The sequence below is a fragment of the Bacillus sp. UNC41MFS5 genome (genome assembly GCF_000686805.1).
Window position 1 is genome coordinate 1,194,418 of sequence record NZ_KK366017.1, and the last position, 16,382, is coordinate 1,210,799.

14 protein-coding genes are annotated in these 16,382 nt (G+C 37.8%); 12 read left to right on the forward strand and 2 right to left on the reverse strand.

Annotated elements, in window-relative coordinates:
* Window positions 1-406: 406 nt before the first annotated feature.
* The 7 genes from BR30_RS0122065 (at window position 407) to BR30_RS0122095 (ending at window position 7,010) form a co-directional block, all read left to right on the forward strand.
* Entirely contained in the window at window positions 407-1,849 is a 1,443-nt protein-coding gene (locus BR30_RS0122065; RefSeq protein WP_026566890.1) for an amino acid permease, read from the forward strand.
* A gap of 303 nt (window positions 1,850-2,152) precedes the next feature.
* Window positions 2,153-2,326, forward strand: coding sequence for a hypothetical protein (locus BR30_RS37450; RefSeq protein ID WP_197032384.1), 174 nt, complete (start codon window positions 2,153-2,155; stop codon window positions 2,324-2,326).
* Between the two features lie 112 nt (window positions 2,327-2,438).
* The gene (locus BR30_RS0122075) at window positions 2,439-2,786 is read left to right on the forward strand and encodes a PadR family transcriptional regulator (protein ID WP_026566891.1); all 348 of its coding nucleotides are present in this window, start codon (window positions 2,439-2,441) and stop codon (window positions 2,784-2,786) included.
* On the forward strand, window positions 2,767-3,402 hold the full coding sequence (locus tag BR30_RS0122080; protein ID WP_026566892.1) for an HAAS signaling domain-containing protein: 636 nt from the start codon (window positions 2,767-2,769) through the stop codon (window positions 3,400-3,402). The genes BR30_RS0122075 and BR30_RS0122080 overlap by 20 nt, the downstream gene beginning before the upstream one ends.
* Before the next feature lie 69 nt (window positions 3,403-3,471).
* Window positions 3,472-4,944, forward strand: a complete 1,473-nt coding sequence (locus BR30_RS0122085) for a DUF4153 domain-containing protein (RefSeq protein WP_231507766.1) — start codon at window positions 3,472-3,474, stop codon at window positions 4,942-4,944.
* A 204-nt stretch (window positions 4,945-5,148) separates the two neighbouring features.
* Window positions 5,149-6,024 (forward strand): ABC transporter permease subunit, encoded by an 876-nt coding sequence (locus BR30_RS0122090; protein WP_026566894.1) that lies wholly within the window; start codon window positions 5,149-5,151, stop codon window positions 6,022-6,024.
* On the forward strand, window positions 6,021-7,010 hold the full coding sequence (locus tag BR30_RS0122095; RefSeq protein ID WP_026566895.1) for an ABC transporter permease subunit: 990 nt from the start codon (window positions 6,021-6,023) through the stop codon (window positions 7,008-7,010). Before BR30_RS0122090 ends, BR30_RS0122095 begins: the two co-directional genes overlap by 4 nt.
* Before the next feature lie 130 nt (window positions 7,011-7,140).
* Here BR30_RS0122095 and BR30_RS0122100 read toward each other — a convergent pair whose 3' ends face one another.
* Entirely contained in the window at window positions 7,141-7,935 is a 795-nt protein-coding gene (locus tag BR30_RS0122100; RefSeq protein WP_026566896.1) for a TIGR00266 family protein, read from the reverse strand.
* Window positions 7,936-8,274: 339 nt separating this feature from the next.
* On the opposite strand from BR30_RS0122100, the gene BR30_RS0122105 reads away from it, so the two are divergent.
* The 5 genes from BR30_RS0122105 to BR30_RS0122130 all read left to right on the forward strand — a co-directional run bounded on the left by BR30_RS0122105 (window position 8,275) and on the right by BR30_RS0122130 (window position 15,466).
* Window positions 8,275-10,023 (forward strand): SulP family inorganic anion transporter, encoded by a 1,749-nt coding sequence (locus BR30_RS0122105; protein ID WP_026566897.1) that lies wholly within the window; start codon window positions 8,275-8,277, stop codon window positions 10,021-10,023.
* Between the two features lie 21 nt (window positions 10,024-10,044).
* Window positions 10,045-10,398, forward strand: coding sequence for an ArsR/SmtB family transcription factor (locus tag BR30_RS0122110; protein ID WP_026566898.1), 354 nt, complete (start codon window positions 10,045-10,047; stop codon window positions 10,396-10,398).
* Window positions 10,399-10,795: 397 nt separating this feature from the next.
* Entirely contained in the window at window positions 10,796-10,996 is a 201-nt protein-coding gene (locus BR30_RS0122115) for a cold-shock protein (protein WP_007083969.1), read from the forward strand.
* 190 nt (window positions 10,997-11,186) lie between these two features.
* On the forward strand, window positions 11,187-12,332 hold the full coding sequence (locus BR30_RS0122125; protein WP_026566899.1) for an exonuclease SbcCD subunit D: 1,146 nt from the start codon (window positions 11,187-11,189) through the stop codon (window positions 12,330-12,332).
* The gene (locus BR30_RS0122130; protein WP_026566900.1) at window positions 12,329-15,466 is read left to right on the forward strand and encodes an SbcC/MukB-like Walker B domain-containing protein; all 3,138 of its coding nucleotides are present in this window, start codon (window positions 12,329-12,331) and stop codon (window positions 15,464-15,466) included. Before BR30_RS0122125 ends, BR30_RS0122130 begins: the two co-directional genes overlap by 4 nt.
* A 596-nt stretch (window positions 15,467-16,062) precedes the next feature.
* Here BR30_RS0122130 and BR30_RS0122135 read toward each other — a convergent pair.
* Window positions 16,063-16,380 carry an antibiotic biosynthesis monooxygenase gene (locus tag BR30_RS0122135; RefSeq protein WP_026566901.1) on the reverse strand — a complete coding sequence of 106 codons (318 nt, stop codon included), beginning with the start codon at window positions 16,378-16,380 and terminating at the stop codon, window positions 16,063-16,065.
* Window positions 16,381-16,382 lie beyond the last annotated feature (2 nt).

Genomic DNA, 16,382 nt, shown 5'->3' on the forward strand with positions numbered 1-16,382 from the left:
TTTATTAAAAAAGTGTTAAATTCGCAAAGAATATTTGCATTTGTTAGATAATTCCTTTATTTAGGAACTTTTTCTAGATAAATGCTCTTTCTTTTTTGTGGAAAAATTATTTTTGCAGTATAAGTGCAAAATTTTTATTGAAATGCAAAAATATTTTGCTGATATGTTCAAAGAATGTACACATTTTAAGGTGATTTTATTTTTGGCACAAAACTTGCATTTTTCTATTATAGAAATATAGTGATAATTTAGAAATTATTATCTGTTGTTATTAGACTACTATTTCTCTATAATTTCTAATGGTGAAGGTTTAATCATTATTGCCTTTAGTAAAAATTATCCTACTATTTTGGGTATTGAAATTTTGAAAGCGTATTCTGTTGTTTGGGGAGAAGGGGGAAATTTAATGAATTTGCAGGAAAACAGTTCAAACCATGAATTAAAACGAACGATGAAGGCGAGACATTTATTTATGATCTCTTTAGGTGGGGTAATTGGATCAGGTCTATTCTTAGGTTCAGGCTATACAATCAGTCAAGCTGGACCAATAGGTGCCATTCTCGCCTATATTGTTGGCGGTTTTATCATGTTTTTAACTATGCTTTGTCTAGGAGAATTGTCTGTAGCCATGCCGGTTTCAGGCTCGTTCCAAACGTATACGACAAAATTTATTGGCCCAGGAACAGGATTTGCACTCGGATGGCTATATTGGTTAGGTTGGTCCGTAACAGTTGCATTAGAGTTCCTATCTGCTGGGCAACTTATGCAAAGATGGTTTCCTGATGTACAAGTTTGGATTTGGAGTGGCATTTTTGCAGTTATTTTATTCTTACTGAATGCTCTATCTGCAAGAGCATTTGGTGAAGCAGAATTTTGGTTTTCAAGTATAAAAATTTTAGCAATTATTCTGTTTATCGCATTAGGTGGCGCTGCCATGTTTGGATTAATTGACATGAATGCCGGTCATGCTGCACCATTTTTATCTAATTTTACAGCACATGGTCTTTTACCTAACGGATTCTCAGCATTAATTGTTACCATGATCGCGGTTAATTTTTCTTTCCAAGGAACGGAATTGATTGGAATAGCTGCAGGAGAAAGTGAAAATCCAGAAAAGACCATCCCAAAATCAATTAAACAAACTGTATGGCGTACCCTTTTCTTCTTTGTATTAGCGATATTTGTTGTTTCTAGTTTAATTCCAATGGATAAAGCAGGGGTTGTTGAAAGTCCATTTGTTGTTGTATTTGATAGTATCGGAATTCCTTACGCTGCAGATATTATGAATTTTGTTATCCTTACTGCACTGCTTTCTGTTGGAAACTCTGGCTTATATGCGGGAACTCGGATGTTGTATGCGATGTCAAAAGAAAAAATGGCTAGTCCTATTCTCACAAAAGTAAATAAACGAGGCGTACCGATTAACGCACTACTATTCACAATTGGTATTGCTTTATTATCACTACTTTCAGGTTTTTTTGCAGAAGAAACGGTATTTATGTGGCTTCTTTCCGTAGCTGGTTTAGGTGCCCAAGTTGGCTGGATTTCCATTACTGCTTCACAAATTGCCTTCCGCAGAAGATTTATCCGTGAAGGTGGAAAAGTTGCAGACCTTAAGTTCAAAACACCACTTTACCCAGTTTTACCACTTATCGGCTTACTATTAAACGTTTCCGTTCTAGTAAGTTTAGCATTTGACCCAGCACAGCGCTTAGCTCTTTATCTAGGGGTTCCATTTGTGGGCGCCTGTTACTTGATTTACCATTTTAGAATTAAAAAGCTTCGTGAACAGGATATGATTGATGAGCACGAAATTGAACTGAACGAAAATAAAAAAATGGTGATCTAATTACTTTGTAAAACGCTTGGAAAAAATCCAAGCGTTTTGTTTTTTTTTGTATTGGAAAAAATAAAATAATTAATTGTGGATAAAATTAAATTAGTTCTCTGAATCCAGCTCCAGCGCCCAGCGGCTAGTGTACTTCGCTCTCAGCCCTACGATAAGTCAACATCGAATCGCTATCGCTCTTCGTGTTTCCTTTATCTCGGTTGGAGCGCTCCAGTCCATACGCCGCTAAACGGGCGCTTGCGCTTTTTGTTCTTTGGATAAGATAAACCAAAACTTTAAATACTATGTATCGAGGTGATAGTAATGGGAGATTGGAATGAACAGGCGGCACCCAATAATAATTTGCCACCTAGGGCCATTAAGCAAGGTGAATTAGTTGGAAACGAAGCAAAGCATGAGTTTTCAGAGGAATTATCTGATGGTGGCGAGCGTGACCAAAACATTAAGGTGCTTAGAAATAACGGAAGAGTAAAGTGAGGAAAGAGTAGTGGCGATGAAAACATCGTCACTATTTTTTATAAGCTATTTACAATGAGAAGAATTCAGTATAGAATTTCTATGTACCTAAAATTTCTAGGTAGGTGAGAAAATGTTTAACCGTGAATTAGTAAAAGGCAGTACTTCCTTAATCCTCCTCCAGCTATTAAACGAACGTGATATGTATGGCTATGAACTCGTAAAGGAATTGGAGCAACGAAGTGATAATGATCTAAGTGTAAAAGAGGGAACCTTGTATCCTGCACTTCATAAACTTGAAAAGCAAGAGTACATTGAATGTTACTGGCAGGAGCAGGAAAAGGGGCCAGCCCGGAAGTACTACAAAATCACAAAAGCAGGAAAAGAATTATTGGGTGAAAAAACACGTGAATGGCAGGACTTTGTTAAAGTGATGAACAAGGTGATAGGGAGATCGAAGCATGGAACGGCAGAAGAATAGGTTTCTTGATGAGTTAGGAAAAGGATTAGGTAACCACTTAGATAAAAAGGAAATTCTCCGTGAATATGAATCACATATTGATGAAATTATGATTGAATCAGGAGCTTTGAATGAGGATACAGTTTATGACATGATAGTATCGCGCCTAGGAAGCCCAGAGGAGATTGTTCAAATTTGGAGAGAAGAATTTTCTGTCACGCCTAGCAATATGAAATGGCTGTTTATCCTTTTAAATGTTCTTTTTTTCGGCGGGGGGAGTTTACTCACCATGGCTCACAATGTGTATCAATGGAAATGGATAACGGCTGCTTGGAACCACCTGACATCGATTCCCACCTTGATTGCTATATTGTATCTGTTTTTTTGGGCATTGTTAGGTTATGAAATTGGAAAGGGGTTTGGCCATAACGGAAGGGTGCTTCTTAATAAAACGTTTCTACTTTCCCTTATTCCAAATTTAATCTTAATGGTCCTTACCGTGTTTCAAATTATTCCTCATTCTTGGTTTGCCCCATTGTTAACGAAAACGTTTATTATTGCTTGTATCATTTTTACCATCATCTTATATCCAATCAGTTGGATTGGCTACCGGTGGGGGAGAAAAGCTTCGGTATAAGCATTTTTTTTGTATATATACCTAGTAAAACTATATATATAGAAAATCTATACTAAAAGAGGGATGAAGATGGAAACGAAAATAGAAACAAAAATAGGTAAACCTGCTTGGATCTTTTTATTGTTATGTTTATTGCTTGGTATTTTAGCGGAAGAAGCATTTTTTCGCAGTGAGATTGGGATATCCTACTTTTTGTTTATTTCTGCATTTTATTCAGTTTTTCTTTGGCGTTACCGACGCTATCAATTTTCCCATCAACGGTTAGGGTACTTAATTCTTTGCTGTGTTTGGCTAATGTCGGCCAACTACTTCTTAAATAATAACTTTCTCTTTTATGGTTTAAATATCTTAGTAATCCCTGGATTGGTTATCTTCCATTTGGTGTTAATTACCAGTCCGAAAAATTTTCAATGGAATAAACCTGCTTTTATTATGTTAATATTCACACGCCTAATCCAATCAGTAAAATTTAATATCGGTTTTGTATCATTGATTGGAAAGAGCTTAAAACAAGGCGGTCATGAGGACAAATTGATTGTATGGAAAAAGGTAATTGTTGGGATTGTGATTTCACTGCCTATCCTATTTGTTGTATTGAACTTACTGGTAGCGGCAGATTCACAGTTCGAACAATTGATTGGCGGCATCCCACAATGGTTTCAAGTCTTAAATGGGGAACGAATCTTTAGATTTATGGTTATTTTAATTTGCACGTTTGCCTTCTTTGGTTTCATGCAGATTCTTTATACTAGACATATTAACGTAATGAAACAGCCAACAAACAAGCAATCATTTAATCTAGATGGGATTATCACTATTACAGTTCTTGTAATCATTAATTTAGTGTATCTATTGTTTACTATCGTCCAATTTCGGTATTTCTTCAGCGGATCTTTATCGGAAGTCTTTACCTATGCAGAATATGCTCGAAAGGGGTTTTTTGAGCTTCTGTTTGTTACACTCATCAATTTATCGATAACAGTAATAGTTTTAACGTTCGTAAAGAGAGGAACAGTTTTTTTGCAAAGAGCCACACAAATAATGTTAACCATCCTTGTCCTCGCGAGCTCTGTTATGCTTACTTCTGCTTACATGCGGTTAAGTATGTATGAAGATGCGTATGGATTTACATTCACAAGGGTTCTTGTCCATTCGTTTATGATTTATCTTGTTATTATTTTTACGTATACTCTTGTGAAAATATGGGTGGAGAAGCTATCATTATTTCATTTTTACTTTATTTCATCATTAACCTATTACACAGCAATTACAGTAATTGACTTAGATAAAATTGTTGTGAATGAGAATATGAATCGGTACGAGTTAAGCGGGAAAATTGATGTTCACTACCTCAATAACCTGTCCTATACAGGGGTTTTAGGATTAATCGACCTCTATGAAAAAGATAAGAGTATACCAGATTTAAAAACGATCCTCATTGAACGAAAACAGGATGTCTTTGCTGAAGACCTCCCGTGGCAGTCGTATAATTTAAAACGAAAGCAGCTTGAATCTGAACTTAGGAAGTTGAATCTTCAATAAATCAAAAAAGACGATTCGGAGGGAGCTCCGAATCGTCTTTTTATGGTGTTACCCTAAGTCTCTACAATTGCTTGAGGTATGAACGGACTTTTGGCAGCTTTTTTGTTTTTATAAAATAAATTAGGAATATTGCAAAAATACTAATTAAATGGTAAAAAGGAAAGGGACTGTAATTTTTTAGCAAAAATAGTTGGGTGGGATAGAATGAAACGATTATTTCGAGAACTTATCAGAATTGTATTAATAGTAGCAGGATTTCTTTTTATTTTTAATCTTCCCTCCTTATTAGGGATTGGAAAGGATCATATAGAAGTTAACTTCGAAAGGTTTTGGGTAAATCTAAAAAACGATTTTCAATTATTACTTCAATCTAATCAAGATAAATACTTAGAGATTTTTGAAAAATTACATATTGCTGAGAGTTATCAGTATACGATGACGATTCTATTAAGCAGTCTTTTATTTATCATTTTCCTAGCGATGATTACGGCTCTATTGATTTTCCTCTCATCAGTAAACGTAAAAAATAAATTGAAAAGCGGACTCAATTTCTTCGAAGGTATTCCAGATTTACTCATAATTTTTTTATTCCAGTTCTTTGTTATTACACTATATAAATCAACAGGATTAAAGTTTTTACAACTGTATGGGTTATTTGGTCATAAGCCATATTTTGTTCCAATCATGACCGTTTCCTTTCTACCTTTTTTCTTATTGCTGCAATTTCTCATTAAGATCATTGATGAGGAACAATACCAGCAATATGTTCTCTATGCGAAAGCGAAGGGAATGGGCAGCCTTCGGACGTTACTTGTCCATATTATGAGAAACATTTTACCACTTTTAATCCTTCAGCTAAGAACAATCGTATGGGTATTACTATCGAATATTTATTTAGTAGAAATTTTATTTAACATTAGTGGGTTTAATCAGCAATTGTTTAAAATTATTTTTATGAATGGAGAATTTTCTATACTTGTCATGTGTTTGCTTATGTTATCCATTCCACTAGTGCTTATCGAAACTGCAGGCTGGTTTATTTCTAAGTTAATCAAAGGGAAGGGGGCGGTTAGTATATGAGAAAATATAAAAAGACGATTATTGGCTCAACTTTACTACTTCTCCTATTAATCATGAGTCTTTTATATCCTTATTATGGGCCAAAGGATTATAATCATCAGGTGCTCGTTAAAAATGAACAGGGCGATATCATCGGCAGGGCGCCGTTTCCACCCTCTGACCAGCATTTATTAGGAACGAACCGAAATGGTGAGGACATGCACTGGCTATTACTCTATGGAGCAAAATTTACCTTAATCTCAGCCTTTGGTGTCGCTTTATTAAGAGTTTTTCTGGGGGGGATTTTCGGGATTTTTCTTTCCATGTGGGCTCCATTCTTAAAAAGTTATGTGAAAGACTTTTTTCTAACTTTCCGTTACATCCCGTCGATTCTCATTGCGATACTCTTGATGATACCGATTGTGGGCGATTTTAATGATGTTGCGGTTTCTTCTATTGTTACCTACCAAATTATTATTCTTGTATTTATCGGATTTCCTTCGGTCACCATTTTCGCCTCCGATATAACCGATCAATTATTACAAACTTCATTTGTACAAAGCTCAAAGTTGATGGGGGCTGGGAAATTACATATAGTCAGGAAACAGTTAATGCCATATATCCGTTCTTACGGAATTCTATTTTCAGTCCAGCAATTTATAAGTACCCTCCACATTACAATGCAGCTCGGTCTGTTTGGAATGTTTCTTGGAGGAAGAAATAGGGCAGGTGTCATGGGGTATGAGGAACCACCTAAGCCAGCCACCATATCCAATGAATGGGCAGGTTTAATCGGTCAAAATTTTAGTGAATTCGTACGTGCCCCATGGGCCATCTTTACTCCTGTGTTCGGATTTTTTATAGTGATTGTCATCGTAAATATGATTAAAAATGAACTTGAAGATAATTTAGATGGTCTAAAGGCGGCAAAAAAGAAAAAGAAAAAAGGTCTAGGTCCAAAAGTTACTGCTTATTCTGCTGACCAATTTGAATTTGTTCAAAAATAGCCGATTCGTAAAATTCAAGGATAATGGGATAAGGATCAGGGTGTTAGTTTATAGATTTATCAGTGGAAACCGGGCAGATGCTCGGTTTTTTGTATAAAAAAAGCAGGATCCATTGATCCCGCTATGCAAATCAGTCCCCATTAAACATATCAAAAATGCCCCGTGCAATACTGCCTTCATCTTTTGCACCGCCGCGTGAAGGGGCTGCCGCAAATACCCGGCTTGCAAGACGGCTGAATGGCAACGATTGAATCCATACCGAACCTGGACCTCGCAGTGTAGCAAAAAACAACCCTTCACCACCAAACAACGCTGTTTTAACGCCTTTTACAAATTCAATATCATAATTAACGCTGCTGGTCATCGCCACTAAACAACCAGTATCGACTCTCAATGACTGGCCAGGCAATAGGTCTTTTTTAATAATTGTTCCTCCCGCATGTACAAAAGCGAGCCCGTCGCCTTCTAACTTTTGCATGATAAACCCTTCACCGCCAAAGAAGCCGGCCCCGATTTTACGTTGGAATTCAATGCCAACTTGAACTCCTTTAGCTGCAGCAAGGAAGGCATCTTTTTGGCAGATAATTTTCCCGCCCAGTTGGCTTAAGTCCATTGGAAGGATCTTTCCAGGGTACGGAGAAGCAAACGAAACGTGCTTTTTGCCCATGCCATTATTGGTGAAGGTTGTCATAAACAAGCTTTCACCAGTAAGTACGCGTTTTCCCGCACTAAACAATTTCCCCATTAGGCCGCTACCGCCGCCAGGGGCACTGCCATCGCCAAAAATAGTCTCCATATGTATGTCATCATCCATCATCATAAAGCTGCCTGCTTCAGCAACAACTGTCTCTTGCGGATCTAGCTCAACCTCAACAAACTGCATGTCATCTCCATAGATTTTAAAATCAATTTCGTGGTTATTCATCCTTTTCCCTCCACTTTTTAAAATGGCAAATCTATTTATATTATAAGAAATTTAGGAAGAAAGTGCTAATTTTAACCAATAAAAAAGGACGCCTGTTTACACAGGCGTCCTTCGCGTATTGAGGCGAAAAACCACACTCCACATAGTGCGTTCCATAACGGAATGTTTCTCGACTTACACAACTCAGCTCATCGCTTAGCTATTATACCATGGCCTCGTCAATCTAACAAGTGGTTTCTTAAAAAATAAATTTTTAAACAAAATACTTGAAATGGGATATAAATTACCATATATTCAAATAATCAGATATACAAAAATAAGAAGATAAGAAGGGTTAATATGTTAATTGATAAAAGATTCCATAATTATTCCTTAAGGAGTTTGCCAAAAGACTTCCTGTCAGGATTGATTGTCGGGGTAATCGCGATTCCACTGGGGATGGCGTTTGCTATTGCTTCAGGAGTGAAGCCAGAGTATGGAATCTATACCACTGTTGTTGCAGGGATTCTTATCTCCTTATGTGGCGGATCGAAGTATCAAATAGGCGGCCCTACCGGAGCGTTTATTCCAATTTTATTTGGAATTGTGATGACATACGGATATGAAAATCTCCTCATTGCTGGGTTTCTCGCGGGGGTTATTCTCTTGTTAATGGGCCTTTTTAAACTTGGTTCCTTAATTAAGTATATTCCTAGACCTGTAACGATCGGATTCACCACAGGAATCGCCGTGACGATATTTACAGGCCAAGTTGCTAGTTTTCTAGGTTTGATAGGATTAAAGAAACATGAAGAATTTATTAGAAATGTCCAAGAAATTTTTGTTCATTTAGGCTCTATTAATATGTTTAGTATTTTAACGGCTGCAATTTGTTTAGGTACGGTCATTCTAACACCTAAAATAGCTCCAAGAGTTCCTGGTCCGCTGATTGGCTTAGTGGTTTCCTCGGTCATAGCAACATTGTTCTACCCAACACAAATTGCGACGATTGGAACTGCCTATGGACAAATTCCAAGTACTTTACCTGAACTCCATATTCCGAATCTAAACATTGAGATAGTTGTTAAGATGCTAAAGCCAGCCTTCATTATTGCGATGCTGGGTGGGATTGAATCATTGTTATCAGCCGTTGTGGCAGATGGAATGACGAATAGCAGACACAACAGCAATAAAGAGTTAATCGGGCAAGGGATTGCTAATATGATTACCCCTTTATTTGGGGGAATTCCAGCAACAGGGGCAATTGCAAGGACTGCAACAAATATTAAGAATGGAGCAATTTCACCGTTTTCTGGAATGATTCATGGGGTTGTTGTCTTGTTGGTCTTGTTGTTTTTTGCCCCTTATGCATCGTATATCCCGTTAGCGAGTATGGCGCCAATTTTGATGGTCGTGGCGTGGAATATGAGTGAAAGAAAAGTTTTCTCCTATATATTAAAAACAAAATCGACGGATTCACTAGTGTTAATGGTTACTTTTTTATTAACGGTTTTTGTAAATTTAACAATGGCAGTAGAGGTGGGCTTAGTTATGTCTGCAATCCTTTTTGCCAAACGTATGAGCGACGTCATGGTTACGGCGAAAGCATTACCGAACAGGAAACACAAGCATGAGAAAGTCGAATCAGGTATTGTCTCTGATACAAATGATTGCCCGCAAATTAGTATTTTTAATGTGGAAGGGCCATTATTTTTCGGGGCAGCGGAAACGTTTGAAAAAACAATCATGAGCACCATTAATTATCGGCCGAAGATTCTTTTGTTGCGAATGAGTAAGGTTCCATTAATGGATACAACCGGTGAAGCAACTTTATCTAGTATTGTTCGCCATTTTTCAAAAAGTGGTATAATCATGATATCGGGCTTAAATCCGCAGCCGAAAAGTGTCTTGAAAAAGACAGGATTATATCAAATCATCGGTGAGGAACATTTTTTTGAACATACTGGAGAAGCCATTCAATATGCTCTTGAGCATATTAACAAAAATAAATGTCTCGGCTGTAAGCATTTTGCGTTTAGGGAATGTAAAAAACTATCAGCGGCAGAGGCTATAGAGGGAAGCAGAACCAAGCTAACTGCTACTTTCTAAAATAGCATGGGAGTGGACAAATTGAATCTTGAAATGCAGCAATTTAAAGCGGAATTTTTCAAAGCACTAGCACATCCCTTGAGAATCCGCATTTTAGAGCTATTAGCTGAAGGGGATAAGAATGTCAATGAAATTCAAACCCTTGTAGGAAGTGAAGGGTCTGCTGTTTCACAGCAACTAACCATTCTAAGAGCCAAGAATATTGTCACTGGAACGAAAGAAGGCAATAAGGTCATCTACACATTAAAGGACCCGATGATCATCGAATTGCTAGCTGTTGCAAGACAAATCTTTAACAACCATCTTGTCGATACAATTACGATACTAGACAAATTTAAAGATGATGAAGAAGAACCAGCGATGCCGAAGAACTAAATTCTTCGGTTTTTTTCTTTTTTGACAAAATTAATCGACATAAACACAAAATAACAATATAAAAATAGTTAAATAATCGTCTGTTTTTTCTTGAAAGCACTTTCATTTTCTCGGAGATGTCGTCTGAAAGCGATGTCGAAATATCTCGAATTCGATTAGGAAACAAAGAGGAAATGTAGAAATCTGTAGGTTTATATTGCTTTGTCCTTTGTTGACATATAGACTACTAGAATGCTAAAATTTAGTCAGCCGTTGCACGAGATTAGATTTATGTTACAAAGCTTGTTCAAAGTTTTAACCGATGTTTGGATGAGGAAATGAAGGTAAAGCTATCACGTTGTAATTTGGTGAATTTACACATGGCTTACGTGATAAGCCAATAGGAGGATTTTTTTTCATGAAAAACGGTAAAGTAAAATGGTTCAACTCAGAAAAAGGTTTTGGATTCATCGAAGCTGAAGACGGTAACGACGTATTCGTTCATTACTCTGCTATCCAAACAGAAGGTTTCAAAACTTTAGAAGAAGGTCAAGAAGTATCTTTCGAAGTTGTTGAAGGTGCTCGTGGACCACAAGCTGCTAACGTAACTAAAAAATAATTTGTTTTCTACTATAACAGCCCGGACTAAGCTCCGGGCTGTTTTTTGTATTTACTATTTTATTAATTGAGCCTAGTATAAAATACCCAATATTCCAGTAATCTGCTTGCATTTCCAACCTCATTTCCATTTGTATTTTGCTATAATAGTAGTATCGGAAAGATGCAGAATTATAAATTGGGGTGAGCAGATGAAATTTATCCATACAGCTGATTGGCATTTAGGCAAACTAGTTCATGGAGTCTATATGACAGAGAATCAGCGTGAAGTACTTGAGCAATTTGTGGCCATCGTTGCGGAAGAAAAGCCGGATGCTGTTGTTATTGCAGGAGATTTATATGATCGCTCGGTACCACCAACTGATGCCGTGGAATTACTCGATGAAATTCTTTTTAAAATTAATGTTGAATTAAAAACACCGGTTGTGGCGATTGCTGGGAACCATGATAGTGCAGAAAGACTTTCATTCGGCAGTTCCTGGTATAAGCACAGTCAATTTTATTTATCAGGAAAATTAACAAACAGCTTTACTCCTGTGCGAGTTAATGGTGTTAATTTTTATTTAGTACCCTATGCTGAGCCTGGTGTAGTCCGTCAACTACTTGAGGATGATTCCATCCATTCCCATCAAGATGCAATGAAAGCCCTAATAGGAAAAATGGAGGAAAATCTTAATCCGAATGAGCCTAATGTTTTGGTTGGACATGCCTTTGTATTAGGAGGTCAAACGTCTGATTCTGAACGAATCTTGTCTGTAGGTGGTTCTGGATGTGTGGGAGCTGAATTGTTCGAACCCTTTTCATATACTGCACTAGGCCACTTACACAGTCCGGATGCCATTAACCATAACAAAGTGAAATATTCAGGTTCCCTTTTAAAATATTCTTTTTCGGAAGCCAAACAGAAAAAGTCGATTTCGATTATTGAGATGGATGATAAAGGTAACTTTACACATCGTTACCGCTGGCTTTCACCAAAACATGATATGCGGGAAATAGAAGGTCATTTGGAAGAATTGCTTGATCCATATTTTTATGAAAAAGAAGCGATCCATGATTATTTAAAAATCACTCTTCTTGATGAAGGTGCTTTACTTGATCCTATAAATAAATTACGTCAAGTGTACCCCAACGTCCTCCATCTTGAACGAAAAATTGATCTAACCGATTTAAAGAAAAAACAATCATTCACGTCGATTCGAAGTGAAAAAAAATCAGAGATTGAGTTGTTTGAACAATTTTACACGGAAATGACAACCTCTGAATTTTCGTTTGAAAAAAAAGCAGCAATGATAGAAGTCATTGAAAAAGTGCTAAGGGAGGAGGGATTGAAATGAAACCGTTAAAATTGACGATGCAAGCTTTCGGCCCTTATGCCGGCTTTGAAGAAATTGACTTTACCTCCCTAGGTAATCGGACAATGTTTGTTATTTCCGGAAAAACCGGCGCCGGTAAAACGACCATATTTGATGCCATCAGTTATGCAATCTATGGAAAAGCAAGTGGGGAGGATCGCAATGGTCCAGAACTCCGCAGCCAGTTTGCAAAAGACGAATTGTTAACCGAGGTTTCACTAGATTTTTCTCTTCGTAACAAAGCATATTCGATTACAAGGTCACCACAGCAATTGAAGAAGAAAGATAAAGGTGATGGTTATACACAAATAGGTGCCAAAGCTGAGTTATATATATGGGCAGAAAATGGCGAAAAGAAACTGCTTGCTTCTAAAATCAACGATGTTGAGGAAAAAATTAAGGAAATTATGTTGATTGATGCGAATCAGTTCCGGCAGATTTTAATGATTCCGCAGGGGGAATTCCGTAAACTTCTCACCTCAGACAGTAAGGATAAAGAAGTCATTTTACAGCGGCTGTTCCATACCCAATTATATAAAATGGTGGAAGAGAAACTGAAGGTTGAAGCAACCGAACTGAAAAAGTCAGTTGAAGACCAGGTCCTGGCAAGAAATGAGCAGATTCGACGCATTCAAGCTGTAACCAATCAAGAACTTCGTGAATATTTGGATGCAGATAGTGTAAACGATGCGATCATCATGCCGCTGTTACTAACAGAAATTGCGGGCATGGGGGAAGTGTTAGAACAACTTAATCTCCAATTAAAAGAAAAAGGCCAGAAACAGGACAAACTGAAAGGACAGTTGATTGAAGCAGAGGGAGTATTAAAGAAACTGCAATTGAAAGAGGAGTTAAAGGGGCAAAAGGCAAGACTTGTTTCTCAGGAAGAAGTGTATAACGGGAAAGAAAAACAGGTGCAGCTTGCCCATAAAGCTGCCGTTTTATCGCAGCAAGAAGAACTATGCCACCGCTTAAAGCGCGAAGTGGATCAACTTGATGGAAATTTGAAATCCATTCAGATGGAAATGGAAAAATTAGAAGGACTTTTAAAACAGCATGAACAACATTTACAAAAGGAACTGGAACGAGAAGGCGAACGCCAAGCAGCCCTTGATGAGGTAAATCGATTAGACAATATGAGGGAGGATGTCTATTCGTTTGCAACATTACTTAAAGAAACACAAAATAAGGATGCTGAATTAAAAGCTGCGCAACAGAAGCTTAAGCATGCCGAGCAAATTCTCGAACAACTAGAAGTGAATCTAGTGAATCTACAACGTCAAAAGGAAGAAATTGAAAAAGGGAAACTTATCTTTCTAGAAAATACAGGCAGAATCGATAAACTGAGAACGGAAATTGATCGCTTTGAAAAATACGAAATGCTGCTTGCGCGTCATCAAAAAGCTGAGGAAAATTTACGGTCGATCACTGCGAAATATGAAAATACTACTGCTAGATATACAGATTCAAGAGCATTGGTCGAACTACTAGAGAGCAAATGGATGCACGGCCAGGCCGCGATATTAGCAGCAAAACTTCAATCAGGTGAAGCCTGTCCAGTGTGCGGCTCCGAGCACCATCCATCACCAGCGATACAAAATAGTGATAGTATTCCGACGGAAGAGGAAATGAAGGCAGCTAAGGCTCAAAGTGCCAACTGGGAAAAAGCAAAGTCAACAGATGAAGCCGCTTTTTATCAGAGTCAGTCAGCTGAGGCAGCGCAAAGGGAAGCTGTAGAAGAAATAATGAACGAAATTCGTTTATTCCGGGCAAATTTTACTGCTGACCATTTAGTAGATGCAAAAATGGAAGCATCGACGGCAAAGAACCAGCTGGTTCAGAATCAAGAAAAGCTTGCGGAAAAGATTAAGCATCTTGATCAAGTGAAGAGGGAATTAGAAACCAAAGAAGTTGAAAAAGTAGATGTGCAAAACAAACTTCAGCAGTTTTCAGCTATAATCAATGAGTTAACCGTTCAATTCACTGAAAAGAAGACGAATCTTGCTCGGATGATGAAAGTAATTCCAGAGAATTTACGCTCGGAAGTGGAATACGAAAAAGCACTTACGGCTTCTAAAAACCGGCAGCAAATGTTAGTAAAACAGCTGGAAGAGGCACAGCAGCGCCTGCAGCAAGTGAAAGAAAAACTTTCAAATGAAACAGCAAGATTATTAGATGCCAAGAAGCATCATGAGAGTAAAAAACAGGAGCTGGATTCCGAAAGAGGAATCTTTATTAATCAACTTTCAGAGCAGGGCTTTGAAAAATACGGTACTTATACTGAAGCGAAACGGACGGAAGCAGAAATTCGCAGTCTTGAAGCTGAAATCCGCAGTTATCGAGAAGAATTACGATCGGTTTCTGACCGATTGAAAGAATTAACCGATGAGTTAATGAATGTAAAAACACCAGATGTCGATGGTTTGAAGCACGAGATTGCGAAAATGACAAGTGAAATTGAGGCTCTTAATCAGCAGCAAACCAATCTATTTGTTAAAAAGCGGGATAACGAAGAAATATACAACCGTGTGGGAAGTTTGAATGAACAAATGAAGGTCCTTGAAGATCGGTATAAGTTAATTGGTCATCTTTTTGAAATAGCTAAAGGTCAGAATAACTTCCGGATTACCTTTGAACGCTATGTACTAGCTGCATTTCTGGATGATATTTTACGAGAAGCTAATGGCCGCTTACGAAAAATGACTTCTGGCCGTTTTCAATTGCTGAGAAAAACAGACCGTTCAAAAGGGAATGCTCAAAGCGGCTTGGAATTGCTTGTGTTTGACCAGTACACGGGTCAGGAACGGCATGTTAAAACTCTCTCAGGAGGGGAAAGTTTTAAAGCTTCGCTCTCGCTAGCACTCGGTTTGGCTGATGTCGTTCAAAATTATGCGGGTGGGGTTTCGTTAGAAACGATGTTCATCGATGAAGGTTTTGGTACACTAGATCCTGAGTCCCTTGATCAGGCCATCGAAGCATTAATGGATATTCAAAGCAGCGGCCGTTTAGTTGGTATTATCTCGCATGTTCCGGAACTCAAGGAACGAATTGATGTCAGACTCGAAGTCAGGGCAGATCAGACGGGAAGCAGGACGGAGTTTGTGTTTACAAATTAAAATAAATCCGAACAAAAAGTAGTGGATATCATTAATAGTTCCATTTTCGGGTGCTTTCTTAATAAAAGACACAAGAATTGACGTATGAATTGGCATACGTCTTTTTCTTTATTTATCAAGGTTTCTACGAGCTTTCAATAACTTTGACATAACAATTGTACAATACTTATTATGATGGACAATAAGTATTGTACAATGAAAAAAGAGGGACAAAACTTCTGTCATTTGCAGTGCAGGTTTGAGTACCAATTTTATTGATCTTTGTAAGCTGCTGATTCAGAGGGTCCGCACTTTTCGGTTGGGGGGATCAGGTTAAGCGCCCGAGCTAATCAATAGACGGAAAAATTCCGTTTAATTCGTAATTTTTATTAAAAAAGCTTAAATAGACGGAGAAATTCCGCCTATTTACTCGAAAAATTCGAAAAGGGGAGATTTTGCTTTGCATAATCGGAAAATCTCCCCTTATTTACCCCGAAACGAGCTCCATTTTGTATTTAACCGGAAAATCTCCGCTTATTTTACTTTCGCTGGTTACTCGATTAAGGGCAAGTATCATTAATCCCACTGCTTTTTGTGTTTTTCTTCCATTTGAAACTCTATAAAGGCTTAAAATTAGGAAACGGATGCTGGGCTTCAGCAAGCGTGGAAAGACTCGTTAATTCGGATAGGTCACCAATTTTATTCCAAACGGCCATGACTTTAGAAGATTGGTGTGCTTTTTCAATGGCCTCTGTTGACCGCCATTCAGCGATTTCAATAATCGTCCCATCCTCTGCTTGAAGCGTTAATAATTCTCGACTAGTAATTAACTCTTCCTCGCGGAGTGTTGGGATATGTACTTTAAGAAGTTCTTTTAATTCCTCCTCTTTTCCTGGGTGCGGACGATAGAGCGCCATAAACACTAATGAAGACATAT

Coding starts and splice junctions, on each gene's coding strand:
- BR30_RS0122065 (WP_026566890.1), top strand. CDS start 407: ATGAATTTGCAGGAAAACAGTTCAAACCATGAATTAAAACGAACGATG.
- BR30_RS37450 (WP_197032384.1), top strand. CDS start 2,153: ATGGGAGATTGGAATGAACAGGCGGCACCCAATAATAATTTGCCACCT.
- BR30_RS0122075 (WP_026566891.1), top strand. CDS start 2,439: ATGTTTAACCGTGAATTAGTAAAAGGCAGTACTTCCTTAATCCTCCTC.
- BR30_RS0122080 (WP_026566892.1), top strand. CDS start 2,767: ATGGAACGGCAGAAGAATAGGTTTCTTGATGAGTTAGGAAAAGGATTA.
- BR30_RS0122085 (WP_231507766.1), top strand. CDS start 3,472: ATGGAAACGAAAATAGAAACAAAAATAGGTAAACCTGCTTGGATCTTT.
- BR30_RS0122090 (WP_026566894.1), top strand. CDS start 5,149: ATGAAACGATTATTTCGAGAACTTATCAGAATTGTATTAATAGTAGCA.
- BR30_RS0122095 (WP_026566895.1), top strand. CDS start 6,021: ATGAGAAAATATAAAAAGACGATTATTGGCTCAACTTTACTACTTCTC.
- BR30_RS0122100 (WP_026566896.1), bottom strand. CDS start 7,935: ATGAATAACCACGAAATTGATTTTAAAATCTATGGAGATGACATGCAG.
- BR30_RS0122105 (WP_026566897.1), top strand. CDS start 8,275: ATGTTAATTGATAAAAGATTCCATAATTATTCCTTAAGGAGTTTGCCA.
- BR30_RS0122115 (WP_007083969.1), top strand. CDS start 10,796: ATGAAAAACGGTAAAGTAAAATGGTTCAACTCAGAAAAAGGTTTTGGA.
- BR30_RS0122125 (WP_026566899.1), top strand. CDS start 11,187: ATGAAATTTATCCATACAGCTGATTGGCATTTAGGCAAACTAGTTCAT.
- BR30_RS0122130 (WP_026566900.1), top strand. CDS start 12,329: ATGAAACCGTTAAAATTGACGATGCAAGCTTTCGGCCCTTATGCCGGC.
- BR30_RS0122135 (WP_026566901.1), bottom strand. CDS start 16,380: ATGTCTTCATTAGTGTTTATGGCGCTCTATCGTCCGCACCCAGGAAAA.